The organism is Streptomyces sp. NPDC047853 (assembly GCF_043204535.1).
In the GTDB taxonomy this organism is placed as follows: Bacteria; Actinomycetota; Actinomycetes; order Streptomycetales; family Streptomycetaceae; genus Streptomyces.
In genome coordinates this window covers 117,994-134,459 of record NZ_JBIDCI010000011.1, presented here as the reverse complement: position 1 = coordinate 134,459, position 16,466 = coordinate 117,994, and the positions used below count along the sequence as shown (strand labels likewise).

The 16,466-nt window shown below is 68.9% G+C and carries 12 protein-coding genes and 1 pseudogene; 2 read left to right on the top strand and 11 right to left on the bottom strand.

Features of this window, described 5'->3' with window-relative positions:
• Positions 1–244: 244 nt before the first annotated feature.
• Both ACGF5T_RS21575 and ACGF5T_RS21570 read right to left on the bottom strand, forming a co-directional pair.
• Positions 245–1,732 (bottom strand): UvrD-helicase domain-containing protein, encoded by a 1,488-nt coding sequence (locus ACGF5T_RS21575; protein ID WP_366766973.1) that lies wholly within the window; start codon positions 1,730–1,732, stop codon positions 245–247.
• Entirely contained in the window at positions 1,719–3,848 is a 2,130-nt protein-coding gene (locus ACGF5T_RS21570) for an AAA family ATPase (protein WP_366766996.1), read from the bottom strand. Before ACGF5T_RS21570 ends, ACGF5T_RS21575 begins: the two co-directional genes overlap by 14 nt.
• Positions 3,849–3,922: 74 nt before the next feature.
• Here ACGF5T_RS21570 and ACGF5T_RS21565 point away from each other — a divergent pair.
• Positions 3,923–4,680: pseudogene (locus ACGF5T_RS21565) on the top strand (IS5 family transposase); the annotation flags it as partial.
• A gap of 8 nt (positions 4,681–4,688) precedes the next feature.
• Here the strand turns inward: ACGF5T_RS21565 and ACGF5T_RS21560 are convergent.
• Both ACGF5T_RS21560 and ACGF5T_RS21555 read right to left on the bottom strand, forming a co-directional pair.
• Positions 4,689–7,970, bottom strand: coding sequence for a hypothetical protein (locus ACGF5T_RS21560; RefSeq protein ID WP_366766974.1), 3,282 nt, complete (start codon positions 7,968–7,970; stop codon positions 4,689–4,691).
• Between the two features lie 339 nt (positions 7,971–8,309).
• Complete coding sequence (locus tag ACGF5T_RS21555) at positions 8,310–8,870, bottom strand: hypothetical protein (RefSeq protein ID WP_366766975.1); 561 nt, start codon at positions 8,868–8,870, stop codon at positions 8,310–8,312.
• 163 nt (positions 8,871–9,033) lie between these two features.
• Here ACGF5T_RS21555 and ACGF5T_RS21550 point away from each other — a divergent pair, with 163 nt between their 5' ends.
• Positions 9,034–9,216, top strand: coding sequence for a 50S ribosomal protein L32 (locus tag ACGF5T_RS21550; RefSeq protein WP_366766997.1), 183 nt, complete (start codon positions 9,034–9,036; stop codon positions 9,214–9,216).
• 137 nt (positions 9,217–9,353) lie between these two features.
• Here the strand turns inward: ACGF5T_RS21550 and ACGF5T_RS21545 are convergent, their stop codons facing one another.
• The 7 genes from ACGF5T_RS21545 to ACGF5T_RS21515 form a co-directional block, all read right to left on the bottom strand.
• Positions 9,354–10,367, bottom strand: coding sequence for a pyridoxal-phosphate dependent enzyme (locus ACGF5T_RS21545; RefSeq protein WP_366766976.1), 1,014 nt, complete (start codon positions 10,365–10,367; stop codon positions 9,354–9,356).
• Complete coding sequence (locus tag ACGF5T_RS21540) at positions 10,325–11,329, bottom strand: GHMP kinase (protein WP_361015866.1); 1,005 nt, start codon at positions 11,327–11,329, stop codon at positions 10,325–10,327. The genes ACGF5T_RS21545 and ACGF5T_RS21540 overlap by 43 nt, the downstream gene beginning before the upstream one ends.
• On the bottom strand, positions 11,326–12,135 hold the full coding sequence (locus ACGF5T_RS21535; RefSeq protein ID WP_366766977.1) for a Rossmann-like domain-containing protein: 810 nt from the start codon (positions 12,133–12,135) through the stop codon (positions 11,326–11,328). Before ACGF5T_RS21535 ends, ACGF5T_RS21540 begins: the two co-directional genes overlap by 4 nt.
• Entirely contained in the window at positions 12,132–12,884 is a 753-nt protein-coding gene (locus ACGF5T_RS21530) for a methyltransferase (RefSeq protein ID WP_366766978.1), read from the bottom strand. The genes ACGF5T_RS21535 and ACGF5T_RS21530 overlap by 4 nt, the downstream gene beginning before the upstream one ends.
• Positions 12,885–13,117: 233 nt before the next feature.
• Complete coding sequence (locus ACGF5T_RS21525; protein WP_366766979.1) at positions 13,118–14,128, bottom strand: ABC transporter substrate-binding protein; 1,011 nt, start codon at positions 14,126–14,128, stop codon at positions 13,118–13,120.
• A gap of 14 nt (positions 14,129–14,142) precedes the next feature.
• Positions 14,143–14,916: an ABC transporter ATP-binding protein gene (locus ACGF5T_RS21520; RefSeq protein ID WP_366766980.1), complete on the bottom strand. Its 774-nt coding sequence runs from the start codon at positions 14,914–14,916 to the stop codon at positions 14,143–14,145.
• Position 14,917: 1 nt separating this feature from the next.
• Positions 14,918–16,108, bottom strand: a complete 1,191-nt coding sequence (locus ACGF5T_RS21515) for a FecCD family ABC transporter permease (protein WP_392888829.1) — start codon at positions 16,106–16,108, stop codon at positions 14,918–14,920.
• Between the last annotated feature and the right edge of the window lie 358 nt (positions 16,109–16,466).

Sequence of the window (16,466 nt, the reverse complement as noted above, 5' to 3'; positions counted from 1 at the left end):
AGACGAGATGGTCTACCGGCTGCACGGCCACCAGTTCCCCATCGAGGACGAAGGAGACCCTGCACAACCGGACAGAGGAACGTACCGTCTCCCGTGATGGTGACGGTGAAGGCGTCCCATCCTCCACGCTTCCGGCCGTCGGCGGCGCCTGAGCCCCAACGAGAAAGCGAGTCTCAGAGCGATGGCCATATCCAGACGGCCTGTGGGGAGCTGGCGCCAGTTCCGCTCTCGACGCAGTAGGCCGTCATGGTTCGTTTGCCGGGACAAGTACGGTGCGTGTTCTAGCCCGAGTGAGAGCTACGTAGAGCTTGCGATGGTCTTCGCTGTCCGCGCGGAGGCCTCGTCGTAGTACTACGCACTCCGCATCAGTCAGTCGGACTCCGACGACGTCCCATTCTCGGCCCTTGGCCTGATGGGCGGTGAGGCCAGGGACCAGGCGCGAGGAGTTACGGAGGCGAGTACTCAGGTTCTTCAACCGCGCTATGTGGGTGGCGTGTGGCTTTTTGGGGAGAGGGCGGTCGGTTTCGGTGGCAACAGCCGCGTTAAGGGCGGACCAGACTTTAGCTGTGTCGGTCGTGCCCTCAAGGTCGTCAACGATGGACTGAAGGAGAGGGCGCAGGCGTTGCGCCGCGTCGCGGGTGATGCCGAGGGTGATGAGAGCGTCGGCGTGGAAGGTGGCGTCTTCACCGAACATACGCTGGGTGACTTCGCTGAGCACCAGGGTGCAGGCTGCTTCTTGAATGTTTCCGGTGGTTGACTTGTAGGCGAGGGGCAGGACATGAGCGCCTGCCTCCCACAGGCTCTTCCATTGCAGAGCGATTAGGACATCCGTGGTCTCGGCCGGGCCCTTGGGGAGTATCTGGCCCAGTCCTGCGCGCAGTTCGGCGGCCAGCAGTGCTTGTCGCGGGCTCGTCCATCGAAACGAGGTGTGCAGGTCCCGCTGGACAAAGCGGGCTTCTTGCGTCAGGGCGGGGACTTCATCGGGGCGGGCGCCTCGGAAGGCGTAGAGGGCCTGCCACGGATCGCCGACAACGGTGACTTCCAGACCTGCGTCGGCGGCGAGTCGTACGAGGGCTAGGTCGAGTGCGTTGGCGTCAAAGATTTCATCGACGATCAGAGCTCGCGCTGTCTGGGCGAGGCGGGTGCGTACCACGTCGCGTACGCCGGGCGCGTCCAGGGCTGTTTCGAAGACGTGGCGTGCGTCCTGGTGGGTGCAGTACCCCTCGCTCAGCGCCGTGCGGACGTCGTCTGCGTTGGGCCTGTTTGCTTTGCTGGCACGGCGAACGGTCTGGGCCACGACCTGTCCTGTCCTCAAGATGACGGTGGGCTCCCAGTCGCTCCACCGAGTAGGCAGCAGGACCCGCCAGTGGTCGACGACCGTGAGCTCGCGGTGGCCTGCGGGCCAGCGCACGTGGCCGGTGTGCAGAAGGTGGGTGAGCAGCTCACACACGATGGTGTCGAGTGTGACGACGCGGTGCGGCCAGTCAAGGACGCTGCGCCCCCAGTGGCGCAGCACACGGTCGCGGAGCTCGGCGGTCGCGGAGCGGGTAAAGCTGACGGCGACAACCGCCCGTTGGTCATTGCCATTGAAACGCTGAACGCCGAAGCGTTGAGCGGCCACGGTGGTCTTGCCGGAACCGGGGGCAGCTTCGATGTAGACGCGACGGTGCGGCGTCGCCGCCGCGATCAGTTGCTCAGTGGTGAGCCAGTCGGCGGTGTCAGCTCTGGTCATCGTCGCCATCCCCGTACGGGGGGTCCCCCCAGGGAGCGTCTGCCCACGGATCAGGGTTCCGAGTTGCGACTGCCCAGGGATCGGGGTCTGCGAAATGTGTCGGAGCGGTGGGCCACCCTCCGGTCGGCGCAGACTCCGGTGGCGGGGCCGGTGCGTCGAACGGCGCGATGTCAGGAACGGCAGGAGACAAGCCAGAGGAGACGTCCTCGCGCTCTGCTTCATCCGTCTTCGAACCATCGTCGCCCGGCGGGTCTGCGGGATGGGGGAAGAGAAAGTCGAACAGCTGCTGTAGATGGTCCGGGACGTGGACGGGGTCACCGCGGTCGATCGCGTCGCTCAGGCGGAAGGCCAGTGCGTCGGCGAAGGCCGCCTTATCCTTCTTGTGCGGACCCTCAGAGGTATCAGGGGCTCCCTTCTTCCCTTTCCGTTTGCTCTTGAAGAGATCATGCACCGTTTGCGGGGTGATCGGTACAGGAGCCGCTGCGTCGATGTCACGCAACGCTGTCTTGATGAGCTGCTCGTTTCCCTGCGTGATGGACGGCTCCAGCGTCGGGTGGCTGATGAAGGCCTGTACGACCGCCGGATCGTGCTCGTCGAGCCAGCTGGGGGGTTCGGGCTGCTCGGCGAACGGCTTGTCACTGTCCCGCAGCACCGCCAGCCGGGTACAGATCTCTGAGCCCTTCGTCGCCAAGAGGCGAGAGGTCCATGGTCCCACCTTGGTTCCGACATGCATGATGCTGAGCGCCTCGACAAAGGCGCGCTTCGCCTCGTCCGTGCCGGCCCAGGCTCGGCCAAAGTCTCGCAGCAGGGCTGCCTCGGTCACGCCCTCGACGACGACGAGCCGTTCGGCGAACAGCGCGGCAGAGCGGCTGGCGTCCATGTGCAGGCGGGCCATGCGCAGCGTCTTGCCCCGCTCGGTCATAGCAATCCCCGCGATGGGCCGGCAGACCCGCTGGCCCTCCGGCGTGCGCCGCACGACGACGAGGTCTTCGGGGGCGCAGGAGGTGATGATGTCGGTAGCGTGACTGGACAGCACGATCTGGAGTTCGGGACGCTCCCGCACGGTTTTCCGCAGATAGCGCACCAGAGCATGCTGCAGTTGAGGATGAAGATGGGCTTCGGGTTCCTCGATGACGACGGTGGCGTGGAACTGGGCGCGAGGGAAAAAGGAGTCTGCCTCGGACTCGGCCTCTGCCGTGGCCTGTGTGTTTCTCTCCCTGGCCAGTCGTTCCTCATCGGCCGGGGACAATACCTCGACATCTTCGGCCGGTTCCGGCGCCTTCGCTGCAGCCGCAGCGCGGGCAGCAGAGTCGGGTATCGCAGCCAGCGTCACCGCCATATGCAGCAGGTTTACGTAACCCAGGCCCGAGACCTCCAGTGGGCGGGCCGACGAGCGCCCTTCGACAACGGCCAGCATCAGTTCCAGCACCCGCGCGAGGTAGGAATCGTCTATCACTTGCCCCCGCACGAATGGCCACTGACGCTGCACCCCGGAAGTAAGCGCGGCGAGATGCGCGCTGACGCGCTCCTCAACGGCCGCGATGAGCCCGTCCTTGGCAAGGTTCTCCAAAAGTCGGGAGGCCTTCACCCGCAGTGGCACCAGGCTGCGGCTGCCGTCGAGACGCTCCTGCTGGGCTCGGAGCAGCTCGATAAGGATCCGAGTCTCACGACGAGCCAGCTCGTCCAGCGGATGCCGCCAAGCCGGCAGGTAGATGAACTTGAACGGATCAGTCCCCAACCCGCGTTGCAATATGCGGTCGTGGTCGACCCGGGCACGGACTGTGCCCAGGTTTCGCTCGAGGTCCGAGAACCACTTTTGGGCGACGCCGTCAGCAGGACTGTGCCAGGTGTCGCGGATGTGCTGCCCCAAGGGGCCCTCGACCTCCATCGCGGGTTCCAGCCGGTACTGCACCTCGACCCCCGGCGTGCCACCGGTGCCCAACACGGCCGAACTCTGCCGGGGCAGCAGGGGAAACCGGCTGGTGTGCGCCAGGTACAACGAATCGGTGATCGTCGTCTTTCCAGCCCCGTTGGCTCCGATCAGGACACTGAAACGCCCGGGCAATTGACAATCGATCTCCCCCTCGGCGCTCGCCCTCAGACCAGCAACCTTCACGCGGTTCAAATACAACAGTTCCCCCAGACGCTGATGGTGCAACAGCTCTTATCATCCCTGCCACGACCGCTGCCCCCAGCCCCGCACCCCCGCGGCGGCCGGGCGCAGACTACTCGCCGTTCTCGGCCTGGCGGGATTTGCCCGAACGCTACGGCCCGTGGAAGACGGTCTACGAACGCTTCCGCTACTGGTCGGCCGATGGCACCTGGGACCGCCTGTTGGCCAACGTCCAGCAGCATTGCGATGCCGTGGGCGCCGTCGACTGGCAGATCGTGACTCCACCACCGTGCGGGCCCACCAGCATGCGGCGGGGCCCGAAAAGGGGGGCTCTGGCCGGGCGAGGCGATCGGCCGGTCTCGCGGCGGACTGACCACAAGGATCCATCTTGCCTGCGACGGACACGGCCGCCTCCTTGCCTTTGCCTTCACCCTCACCGCCAGGAACGTCAACGACTGCACCCAGTTCGAGGCATTAATGGCCCGCATCAGGATCGCGCGCCCCGGGCCGGCCACGGTCCAGACCGGAGCAGGTCGCCGCGGACAAGGGCTACTCGTCCGTGAAGATCCGCGCCTACCTGCCCAGGCGATGCACCAGGGCGGCCATCCCGGAACGGATCGACCAGATCAACGGCCGTATCCGGCGCGGTGAGCGACGCTACTACCTCGACCGTGCCGCCTGCCGGCGCCGCACTGTCGTCGAACGCTGCTGCAACAAGCTCAAGCACCACAAGGCCCTGGCCACCCGGTACAACAAACGCGGCCGCCACTACCAAGCCATGGTCACCCTCGCCTGCCTACAACTCTGGCTCCCTGACATTACGGACACGGCCTAAGATTTGTTCTACCGGACTCGCACCAAGACGCGGACACTGTGCCGGGGGTCCTTGCCAAGACGGTCCAGAAGTCCCGCGACTACTGGTGGAGCGTCGGGGCCTGCATGAGCTGTCGCCGCTTCGGCCAGAGTACGGCGCACTCGGACGCTCGGGTCTGCGGCAAGACGAGCCGTGGTATCGGCGAAGCGCTGGGGCTGCTGCATACACAGCACTGCGCTGAGCTGCCGAGCCGTGACATGGCTGTGGTCGGCCAGAGCGCGGGCGTCAATGTCCCCTGTGACGTCGCTTGGGAGGCTGTTGAGTGTCAGGGCTGCTTCCTGGACGTCATGGGCATCGTCGCTGCGCAGGAGTTCAACTGCCTGTTCTTTGACCCATTCCTGCTCGTCAGCTGTTGTCGCTGAGGCAGCAGCCAGGCGCAGTCCGGGGCCGCGCAGTGACGCGGATCCCAAATTGATCTTCAAGGTACTGAGGGGGTGGGCCTGGCCCGTGAACTCGTCGAGTCGGCTTCCGTCGAGCGCGCCCAGGGCGAAGGGCTGACTCGCACGGAAGGTGGTGCCCTTGGTCTCCGACTCCTGGTCGACGACGAGATTGCGGGCGCCGATCAAAGCGTCCTGCCGGTTGGACGCCGACTCTCGTCGATCACTCGCCACGGCAAGGAGCTTGTTCAGGCAGGCTCGCTGATCATCGGAGGCGAGGTGACAGACCATGGCCGAGTCGGGAACCAACGTGCTGCCCAGGGACATGGAGTTGGGCTCCGGCTCAGGCCGACTCAGGATGCGATCCCGAGCCGTCCTGGCGCGCTCCTGCACGTCGGGATGGCCGGGGGTGAGGGCGGCCTGGATCACGTTGGACAGGTAGTGTTCCCGCTTGACCAGCTCGTCGGCTCGCCCGCGCAGGGTGTTCTGTTCGTCATCGCTCAGCGGGCTGTAGGAGGCAGTGCCGACAGCCGAGCTGTCGCCCTGCGGCCAGGCGCCCAGTAGGCGCAGCGTCTGATCCCTTAGAAGTACGTTCAGAGCTTTGTCGGTGTGGACGTCGGCGAGATCGAACAGCCTGGTGAGGGCGCGCATGGCGAGTTCGGGGTGTGCCATGGCGATGGCCACGCATGCGGTCGCGTGCTCGTCGTCGGTGTAACTGTACTGATGGGGTTGGCGGGGGACGTCGGAGCTGAGCAGGTCCAGCAGTGCTGCGGCCTGTTCAGGTGAGCTGCGCGAGGCGAGAGCGCAGGCGCTCTTCGCGGCCTGCACGGCCAGGGACCGTGTAGGTGAATCGACGAGTTCACCAGCCCTGCCGCGTACGGCCAGGTCCAGCATCTCCTCGAACAGCTCGTGGGCCGCCGCGTCCTCGCCCAGGTCGGCTTGTGCCGCAATGAGGGCTGCCCGTGCACGCAGGACCCACCACGGCTGGCTCAGGCCGGGCACCAGGGGAAGCAGTTCATCTCCCATGCCCTTGGTGAGCTGTTCGAGCTTCTCGCTGCTTCCGGCGCGCTGGTAGTAGGCCGCGGCCAGGGCGGGTTCGCTGTGGTCGCGGTAGAGGTCCGCGAGCACCGTCACGGCTTCGCTCTCGTCCGCCCAGCTCCCGGTGACCACGCTGTCGGCCAGCCAGCGCCGGGCCGCAAGGACCGCCTCGGTGGGCTTGCCCCTCACCAGCGCCGACATCGCCTGTGCTCTGGGGTCCCGGATGCGGTCCAACAGGCGACCGGTGCCCGTCGTGCGCAGCGCCTGGGCAAGGCGATGCTCGTCATCGATCTCGGTCATCCACGGTCCGTACCGTGCGTTGGCCGCGCGGATGGCGTAAAGCCAGTCGGCGGCCTCTTCGGCAAGCCCCGCGTGGATGCCGTCCTGGACGGCATCCCTCCAGTTCTCCACTGCCTCCTCTGCCCGGCCTTCGAGGGCGCAGCGTCGCGCCTCGCGCGCACTGACGAGTGCTGCGTGCCGGCCCTTCATCCGGTGCCGTCTGGCCTCGCGGAGCAACTCCTGCCGTTGCGCGATGTCGTATTCGGCTCGCAGCAGACGCAGGCGCACAACAATGTCCTGCGTCCGTTCCGTTACTGGCTGATCTTTTGCCTGTGCGAGGGCTGCGCTGATGAGGCCGTCGAGTTCCTCGAGCGTATGGAACTCGGTGGCGAGCCGGTACTCGCCGAGCATGAGGACCAGAAGCGGCCAGTAGTCGAAGGCGTGTTTGTCGCCGGCTTCCAGGGCGGGGGCCAGACGGCTCATGGTCAGAGGGTGGGCGATGTCCTGGGCGGCCGCGTTGATGAGGGTGGCGTGACGTGCCGTGACCGAGGCCTCTGGCGTGCGGGAGCTGGCCGCGTCGCGGGCGAACTGCTCCAGCTGGTGGGCCAGGATCCGTGCCTGATCGCTGTCTCCGTGGTGGAGTGCGGCTGCGGCAAGTTCGGCCGCCAAGCCGGCTGCCTTGTCGAACAGACCGCCCTCTTGGAGCGCCTCGAGCTGCTTTCTCCGCAAGACGGTGGCATGTCCCCGGTACCCGGCGACGTACAGCCGGTTCGCCAAGTCTCCGTAGAGCCTGGCTGACTCCGCCGGTGCCTCGGTCCGCCTGCTGTCCGCGGCCCGCAGCATCGGCGCCACATCGTCGGTGTTGAGGGGCCCGACGAGGACCCTCTCGGCTTGCTCCTGCCGGTCCGGCGGTGGAGCCGGCACCCCTGGCAGCGGAGCGCCCGTGCAGAAGTCGGCCGCCGTCTCCCGCGTCCAGAACTGGGCGACGATGTCGCCGCAGTAGCGCAGGTGCTGGTTGATCTGCTCGGCTCCCCACAGGTCCAAGTCGAGATCAGAATATTGGAGCTGAAGCGCGGCCAGCTCGTCGGCCAGCTGCGTGGCCTCGGTGGAGGCAGAAGTCGCCACAATCAGACGGCCTGCATCGAAGGGACGCCGACCGACGGCGAACTTCTCGACCGCCTTGCGCAGGTCCCTTGCGGTGAACGCCGCGTAGTCCTTGCACTGGATGACCGTGTAGTCACCCGTCGGCTCCCGACCAGCCAGGTCGATGCCGTGCTGCTCTTGCCCCTGGACCCCGTAACGCCGAAAGCGGATGTCCCGCAGGCCCAGTACACGGCGGGCCAGGGCCAGCATCAGCTTCTCGAAACGGTCCCAGCCAAGATGCAGATCCAGATCCGCTCCCGCAGGCGTGCGCCCTGGGGAACCGGCCGGAGGAGGAGTGCGCAGGTTCGGATCTCCGGCATATGGCGCCCAGACGTTCGCGGCCGGTCCGCGATCACCGCTGGTGCCCTCAGACTCTCGCAGTGTGCCGGATTCGGAGAGGTTCGGCTTTGTCACAACTGCATCGTCGCACCCGGCACTGACAACGCCCGGGACACGGACAGGCGCGCGAAAGCGCACGACGATTCGCAAGCGCACGATCAGGCGCTAATAGCTCAGAGATCGGCGGTGGACGCTGGCTTCAGTCGGCGTGCCGCTGCGTGGGATCGAGCGGCTCAAGACAGCGCGTACGAGGGGCGGCCGAAGGCGGGCCGTGGTGCGCTGGCCGGGGTGGGGCCATCCAGGGGTGCGGGGGTGACCTTGCCGTCGCCTGCGACAGCCAGAGCCTGCTTCAGATGGGCCAGGTCCGGAATGACCACCCTCGGTCGCACGTACTCCGTGCACTCCCTTGATCGGTCATCCACCATCGCGCCCTTGTCGTAGGCGTCCCGCAGAATCGTCTTGAGGGTGCGCAGGCGGGCGAGCACGTCGGCAGCGCTCTATCAACGTCCATATCGTTCCGCGCCTGGGTTCACGGAAGCTGATATTCGTCACGCCACTCGTTGTGGAGCGTTTCCTGGATGAGTTGGAGGCCGACGGTGTCAGCGAGGCAATCAGGTAAACATATTCGGTCATCCGGCGCTGCCGGGGCAGCCACTGCTTCGCGTATTCCGACACCGTCTTCTGCCCCAGCTTCCGGCGGACTTCCGCGACAGACGGCGCCGTGCGCTTCTTCTCCACGTAGATCTGCGTGAGGCGTCCGATCGCATCGTCCTGCGTGTCGAACCGGCCCTCCTCGACCTGCTTCCCCGGCCATTGCGGAAACGGATCGTGTACGGGTGCGGGCACCGCGCCGGCCTGGCACAGCCGCATTCCTTGAAGGACGACCCCATACCGCGAGCGAGCTGACGAGCCACGAAGCAACCCTTCCGAGCGGGAGCGAGGCATCTGCGCCCAGGCCACCGCCTCGGCGGTCACCAGGTCAGCAAGCCAGGACGCTTGCGCGCCCAATGCTGACCACTTGCTGACTTGAGCGACCTGATCATGCCTCTGAGCTGCGCAAATCCCCAAATACTAGATCTTGGACTTGAACATGGTGCGCAGCATGTCGAACTCCCGGGTGACGGCTCCCCGCCGGCTTCTGCAGGTCAGGGGCGTCACTCACTGTACATCGGCGGCCAGGGGAGTGTCCCGGCACCGGCGGGCGCAGTGGAAGGTCGTGACGCCTCGGCTGGTGACGGTCACGGTGGACGGGGTGCCGTACCGCGTCCACCAGCGGCCGGCCAAGGCGTACGAGCGCGGTCTGTTGCGCCCGGAAGGCTGATGGCGGCGTGAGCTGATCGTCCACGACAGGCTCGTCGAGCCGCCTCCGCGACGGCCCCGCGTCCAGCTGGACGCGGGGCCGTCGCGGACGTTCCTCAGTGGTTGCCTCGTGCGGGACGGCGAGGGTCGTCCCGCGGGCTATGCGACGACCGCTCCCTCGGGGGCCGGTGAGCCGTTCCAGTCCATCCGCGACCAGGGGAGGGCCAGTTCGTCCCCACTGCGTACCGGGCGGGGTGCCAGGTCGTCGATCTGGGCGGCCTCCCGGTGCCGGGCGAACACGGTGTCGACGTAGCGGTGGCCGGTGTCGGCGGCGATGAACAGGACCGTCCGGCCGGGCTCCTCCCGGCGTTCCCACCGGGCGGCGAGGTAGGCGGCTCCGGTGGACAGGCCCGCGAACACCGCGTGCCGGCGCAGCAGGTCGACGCTGCCGGCGAGGGCGGCGTCGAAGGCGAGCCAGTGCAGGACGTCGTAGAGGTCGTGGCGGACGTTGCCGAAGGGGATGGAGCTGCCGATCCCGGCGATGATGATCTCCGGGTCGGCGACGTGTTCGCTGCCGAAGGTGACGCTTCCGTACGGCTGGACGCCCGCGAGCCGTACGTCGACGGAGCGTTTCCTCAGGTAGTGGGCGAGGGCGCCGGTGGAGGCCCCGGAGCCCACTCCGCCGACCAGGGTCAGGGAGCCGCCGGCGGTCCGGGCGTGGATCTGTTCGGCGACGGCCTCGTAGCCGAGGTAGTGGATGTCGTCGTGGTACTGGCGCATCCAGTGGTAGTCCGGGTTCTCCCGCAGGATCTCGCGGACGCGGGCGACGCGGCGGCTCTGGTCGAGCTTGAGGCTGCTGCTGGGCGGCATCTGCTCCAGGTGCGCGCCGAGGATGTCGAGCTGGGTGCGCAGAGTGTGGTCGACGGTGGTGGAGCCGACGATGTGGCAGCGCATGCCGTGCCGGTGACAGGCCAGGGCGAGGGCGTAGGCGTAGATGCCGCTGGAGCTGTCGATGAGGGTGTCGCCGCGCCGTACGACGCCGGTGTCGAGCAGGTGGCGTACGGCGGCCAGGGCGGAGACGACCTTCATGGTCTCGAAACGCAGGCAGAGGAAGCCGTCGTCGAGGCGTATCAGGTCCGGGCGGCCGACGGCTTCCGAGATGTGTTCGTCCACGGGAACTCCTCGCTGATGGGGGACGCGAAGGTGGTGAAGGTGCGGGTCGGTGTGATGCCCTCGCGGTCCAGGGCGCGGGTGCAGCGGCGCAGTCGGTGGCGCAGGCCGGGCGTACGGGGGTCGAAGAGGATGCCGGCGACGTTGCCGCTGTGGGCGATCTGCACGCCGACGGCGCCCGTGCCGTCGGCGATGCCGGTGAGGGCGGGGAACTCCTCGTGGCGCAGGACGCGTTGGCGCAGGCGGGCGCTGGCGGTGCTGACCCGGCCGAGCAGACCCGTGTCGGTGGAGGTCACCGCGCGGCGGAGCATGCGGCGCAGGTGTCCGTAGGCGGCGAGGTCGCCGTCGTGGTGAAGGGCGGGGAGGGAGAGGGTGTCGACCGGTGCTCCCTGGGCGAGCGCGCACCCGACCACCACGGCGGGCGGCAGCGTGGAACCCAGGACCTCGAGGACGCGGCCCTCGCGCTGCGCGAAGAGCAGGGGGCGTGAGCCGTGCATCAGGGGGTCGCTGGCGCCTTCGGCGCGCACCGCGATCCGGGCGATCGTCTCCGACGGCAGCGACATGCCCCAGGAGTGGGCGACCGCCCGTACCGTGGCGATGACGTCGCTGGTGGAGGAGCCCATGCCGAGGCCCACGGGGAGGTCTCCGGTGAGGGTCAGCTCCCCGCCGCTGGGCTGCGCGGCGCGGCGTGCGGCGCACTCCCGTACCGCGAGGACGGCCGCCGCCCGCGCCTTGGTCCGGCCGGTCGGTGTCACCGTGACCTCGTCGGGCGCGCTGCCGGGCCGGGGCGTGAACCGGGCGGTGCTGCCCGGTCCGTTCATCGGCAGGGTCACCAGGGCGTGGACGGGGCGACGCCGCTCGTCGAGGAAGACGCCCTGCAGGATCTCGCCGTGGTGGCAGGCGGCACGTCCGGTGCCCTCCGTGTCACGGGAGGGGGCCATCGGTCGGCGGGTGGCGGCCGTCATGCGTCGGCCGCCACCCGGTAGCGGTACAGGGTGGTGGGTTCGGCGCTGAACTGGGAGAAGGGGAAGGGTTCCGCGGACAGCGCGGTCACGCCCTGTCCGAGGAAGGCCCGCGCCACGGCGCTGCCGGTCTGGGCGTAGACCACCAGAGGCACGCCGCGTTCGCGGCAACGGCCCAGGACGGTGTCGAAGCTTCCGTTGCTGAGGGTCATGCCGGTGGCCACGACGGCGTCGGCGGCGTCGAGGACCTCGTGCATGTCGTCGGTGACCGGGTCGCCCCACTGGGTGGTGCGCAGGTTGAAGTCGCAGAGCAGGGGCGTACCGCCGCGTTCGCGGATCGCGGCGACCAGGGGGTTGACCACGCCGATGAGGCCGACCTGGGCCCCGGTGTCGATGTCGAGGAGCCCGGCGACGGCCGCGTCCCGGGCCAGCGCCCGGGTCTCGGGGGTCCCGGCGGGCAGGGTGACCGGTTCCGCCTCGGTCGCCTCCCGGTGCGGGCGGACCGAACTGAGGTAGGCGTCGAGCGCGGCGATCCGCAGCGGCCTCGGCCCCTCGCGCAGCAGCGTGTCGACGGGGGTGCCGGAGGCGTCGCGGCACAGGGACGGGTCGACCTCACCCGCCTCGAAGGCGCAGCCACCGAAGGAGTCGCCCAGGCGGACGAGGAGGTACTGGTTGAGGTAGGTGGTGTCGCCGCCGGCCAGCCGGGTGCCGTGGTGCGCCCAGAAGACGCTGGTGGCGACGAGGTCGGCGGGCCGGGGGCCGTGCTCGCCCGCCAGGACGGCGGCCAGGAGTTCGTCGGTGTTCTTCATCGCTGTCCTCCGCTGCGGGGCGTGTCGTGGGTGATGCGGAAGAGGAAGGTCAGCACGCCGTCCTGCCAGTCGTGGAGATGGTCGACGCGCGGGCTGAGCCCGTGGTCCAGCGCGTGCTGGACGAGGGCCCGCAGGTCCGCGGTGTTGGAGGCGATGACGTGGATCTCGCCGCCGGGGGCGAGCAGGTCCCGTTCCGTGATCTGGGCGAAGAACTTCGCCAGCAGGGGCGCGCCCACGCAGACGTTGCGTACGACGTCGGGGGCGTCGCTGACGGTCTGGCTGACGGCGGGCGGGTTGAAGGTGACGACGTCCAGCCGGACGTCGTCGGCCAGAGCGTCGAAGACGTCACTCACCGCGGGGAGGAACGCGGTGTCCGGGCGCTCGCCGACCAGGCGCCGGTAGTGGCCGGTGGCGGCGGCCACGCTCTCCGGATGGACGTCGAGCGCGTGGATCTCCCGAGCGCCGCGGACGCCGGCCGTCACGGCTTCGACGCCCAGGCCGACGCCCATGGCGGCGTACCGCAGGCCACGGGTCTCGATACGGCCGTCGAGCAGCCGCTCGTGGATCAGGCGGCTGGTCCAGCCGGGTATGAAGACGCCGGGCGGGACGTCGAACGTCCAGCCGTTCCACTCGTAGGAGCGCGTGCTGTGCAGGTCGGCCTTGGGCTGGTTGAGGGCGATGATCCGGTCGGCGGGCAGCGGCGGGGGCAACTGCTCCAGGAGAGCCTGTCCGATCGCGTGGCGGTCCATGGGGCCTGGTCCTTTCCTTGTGTCGTTCGACGGGGGTGCGCGCGGGCACGTCCGAGTCCGGTCCGGTGGACGGGGGTGCGCGCGGGCACGTCCGAGTCCGGTCCGGTGGGCGGGGGTGCGCGCGGGCACGTCGAAGGCCGGTCTGGTGGGCGGGGGGGGTGCGCGGGCACGTCGAAGGCCGGTCCGGCGGGCGGGTGTGCGCGCCGTTTCGCCGGACCGTGGTGCGCGGTGGCTCAGCCCTGCAGTTCGCGCAGGTAGGTGGCGAACTTCTCCAGGCCGTCGATGTTTCGGGGCCCGCTGATGCCCTCGTTGTAGTCGAGGACGAAGAAGTTGTTCTTCCGTACGGCCGGGAGGTCCCGGGTGTGCGGGGACTTCTTCAGGAAGTCGATCTTCCTCTGGGCGGGCAGGTCACCGTAGTCGAGGATGACGATGACCTCGGGTTCGGCCTCGGCCACGGATTCCCAGTTGACCTGGGTCCAGCGCTCGTCGAGGCCGTCGAAGACGTTCCGGCCGCCCGCCGTCCTGATGATGTCGTTGGGCGGCACCTGGTTGCCCGCGGTGAACGGCTGGTCGGTGCCGGAGTCGTAGAGGAAGACGGGTACCGGGTCGCCCTGCGGGGCCTTGGCCTCGACCTCCTCGACGCGCTTCCTCAACCCGTCGACGACGTCCGCGGCCTTCTTCTCGACCCGGAAGATCTTCCCCAGTCGTTCGAGGTCGGTGTAGAGGGCGTCGAAGGGGGCCATCCTCTCCGGGTGACCCGGGTAGTTGAAGCAGCTCTCGGTGTGCATGAAGCTCTGGATGCCGAGCTGGTCCAGGATCTCGGGCGTGATGCCCCGCTCCTGCTTGAAGCCGGAGTTCCAGCCGGCCACGACGAAGTCGGACTTGGCCTCGACCACGACCTCCTTGTTGAGGAGGTCATCGCTGAGCATCTTCACCTTCGCGTACTCGGACGCCCACGGGGACTCGCTCACCGGCGGGTTGGCGGGAGGCATGACGTAGCCGTGCACGTGCTCGGTCAGGCCGAGGGCGAACAGCTTGTCCGCGCTGCCGCCCTCGTAGGCCACGGCGCGCCGGGGAACCGTGTACTCCACCGGTTCACCGCAGCGCTTGACGGTGACCTTGCCGGACTCCTTCGCGGCCGTCTCGACCTCGGCGCCGCATCCGCCGAGCACCAGGACGGCCGCCAGGGCGGAACCGAGTGCGGCGGGCCGGCGGGCCGGGGCGGGGGTTCGGGTTGTACGCATGCGTGAGCAGCCTTTCAGCGGGTGGAGTCGAGCGAGTACAGGAGCTGGGGATCACCGGTCAGCGGGTGGGGTACGACGCTGGCCCTGACGCCGAAGACGTCACCGACGAGCCGGGTGGTGAGCACCTCCGCGGGCGGGCCGGAGGCGACCAGGCGGCCTCGGGAGAGCACGCCGAGCCGGTCGCAGGCCGCCGCGGCGAGGTTGAGGTCGTGCAGGACGACGAGGACGGTCAGTCCGGACTCGCGCAGGAGCGAGAGCAGTTCGACCTGGTGGCGGACGTCGAGGTGGTTGGTCGGCTCGTCCAGGACGAGGATCTCCGGCTCCTGCACGAGCGCGCGGGCCAGCAGGACGCGCTGGCGCTCACCGCCCGACAGGGTCAGCACGCCCCGGTGGGCGAGGTGTCCGATGTCGAGCCGGTCCATCGCCCGCTCGCACAACTCGCGTTCCCGGACGCTGAGCACCTGGTTGCCGCGGAGGTGGGGGGCGCGTCCGAGCGCGACGACCTCCTCGACCGTGAAGTCGAAGTCGACGCCGCCGTCCTGGGTCATGGCCGCGACGGTCCGCGCGCTGTCGCGCATCGGGAGCCGGGTGAGGTCCTGTTCGCCCACCCAGACGGTGCCGGAGCTGGGGCGCAGCGCCCGGTACACGCACCGCAGAGCGGTGGACTTGCCGCTTCCGTTGGGGCCCACGAGGCCAACGACCTGACCGTCCGGCACGTCCAGGGAGAGTCCCCGTACGAGACTCCTGCCGTCCGTCACCACGGAGAGTTCATCGAGTTTCAGGTCCACGTCAGCGCGCTCCGAAGGTGTAGCCCCGGCGGCGCATCAGGGCGATGAAGACGGGGACCCCCACCAGCGCGGTGATGACCCCGAGCGGCAGCTCGCGCGGGGCGACCAGTGTCCGGGCCGCGAGGTCGACCCAGACCATGAAGATTGCCCCGACCAGTGGGGCCACGGCGAGGACGCGGGCGTGGGTGGCGCCGACGACCATCCGCACCACGTGCGGCATGACGAGGCCGACGAAGGCGATGGCGCCGCTGACGGCGACCATGACGCCCGTCACCAGCGAGACGAGGACCAGCAGCACCTTGCGGTACCGGTCGGGATCGAAGCCGAGGCTCGCGGCGGTCTCGTCGCCGAGGGAGAGGACGTCCAGTGCCCGCCCGTACCGGTACAGGAGCACCAGGCCGGCCAGCACCACGAGGGAGACGACGGGCAACGCGCCCCAGGCCGCGGCTCCGAAGCTGCCCATGGTCCAGTACAGGACCATGCTGGTCGCCTCGCTGTCCGGCGCGAAGTAGATGATCAGGCTCATGACAGCCTGGAACCCCAGCGACATGGCCACACCCGTGAGCACGAGGCGCAGCGGCGACAGCGAGCCCTTGCTGGAGGAGGCGGCGTACACCAGGAGCGAGGCGACGAGTGCGCCGACGAAGGCGCCGGCGGAGACGGCGTAGAGGCCGAGCGCCGCGAGCCCTCCGGTGACGGTGACCCCGACGGCACCCACGGAGGCGCCCGAGGAGACACCGAGGACGAAGGGATCGGCCAGCGCGTTGCGCACCATGGCCTGGATCGCCACACCGACCGCGCTCAGCCCGGCCCCCACCAGCGCCGCGAGCAGCACGCGCGGCGTACGGATCTGCCAGATGATCTGATACGTCGTCACCTCGTCCGCGCCGACCCGCCCGCCACTGAGAGCCGCCCACAGATGACGGGCCGTCTCCCCCGGGGTGACGACCGCGGGGCCCAGCCCGATGGCGACGACGACGGACACGAGCAGGACGGCGACCAGCGCCGAGCAGCCGAACAACAGCCCCTTACGGGAGCCGAGTCGACCTTGCGACCGGCCTCGCACGGCCTCCGCGGGCCGGGGCGCCGACGCCTCGGCCGGGTCGGCCGGGGTCTCGGCCGGGGTCTCGGCCTCACCGGCCGGGGTCTCGGCCTCACCGACTGAAGGCCCAGAGGCCGAGGGCGGAGGCATGTGCGGGACCTTCACTTTCCCTCGCTAATGACAATCGTTTTCATATGGTGAACCTAGCACGCCCCCGACCTCGACAGACAGTCCGGATCGACGGGCGAAACGAGACACGGGGCCACGACACCCCTCACGAGGGAGCGACCGGGAGCACTCTAATGGAAATGATTATCACTGCGATAGTGTGATGTCCGCGCCGCGCTGCCCGTCGCCTGCCGAGGCCGGTACCGCCGGACAACCTCCCTGTGCGACAAGGATGTTGCAGCCGGTTCGCGTTCGATCCACCGCCGCCGACAGGACAGGAGCGCCCCCTCGTGCCCAGCCCCTCCGCCCCTCCCGCCCCCGCCGGGTCCCCGCCCCGTGA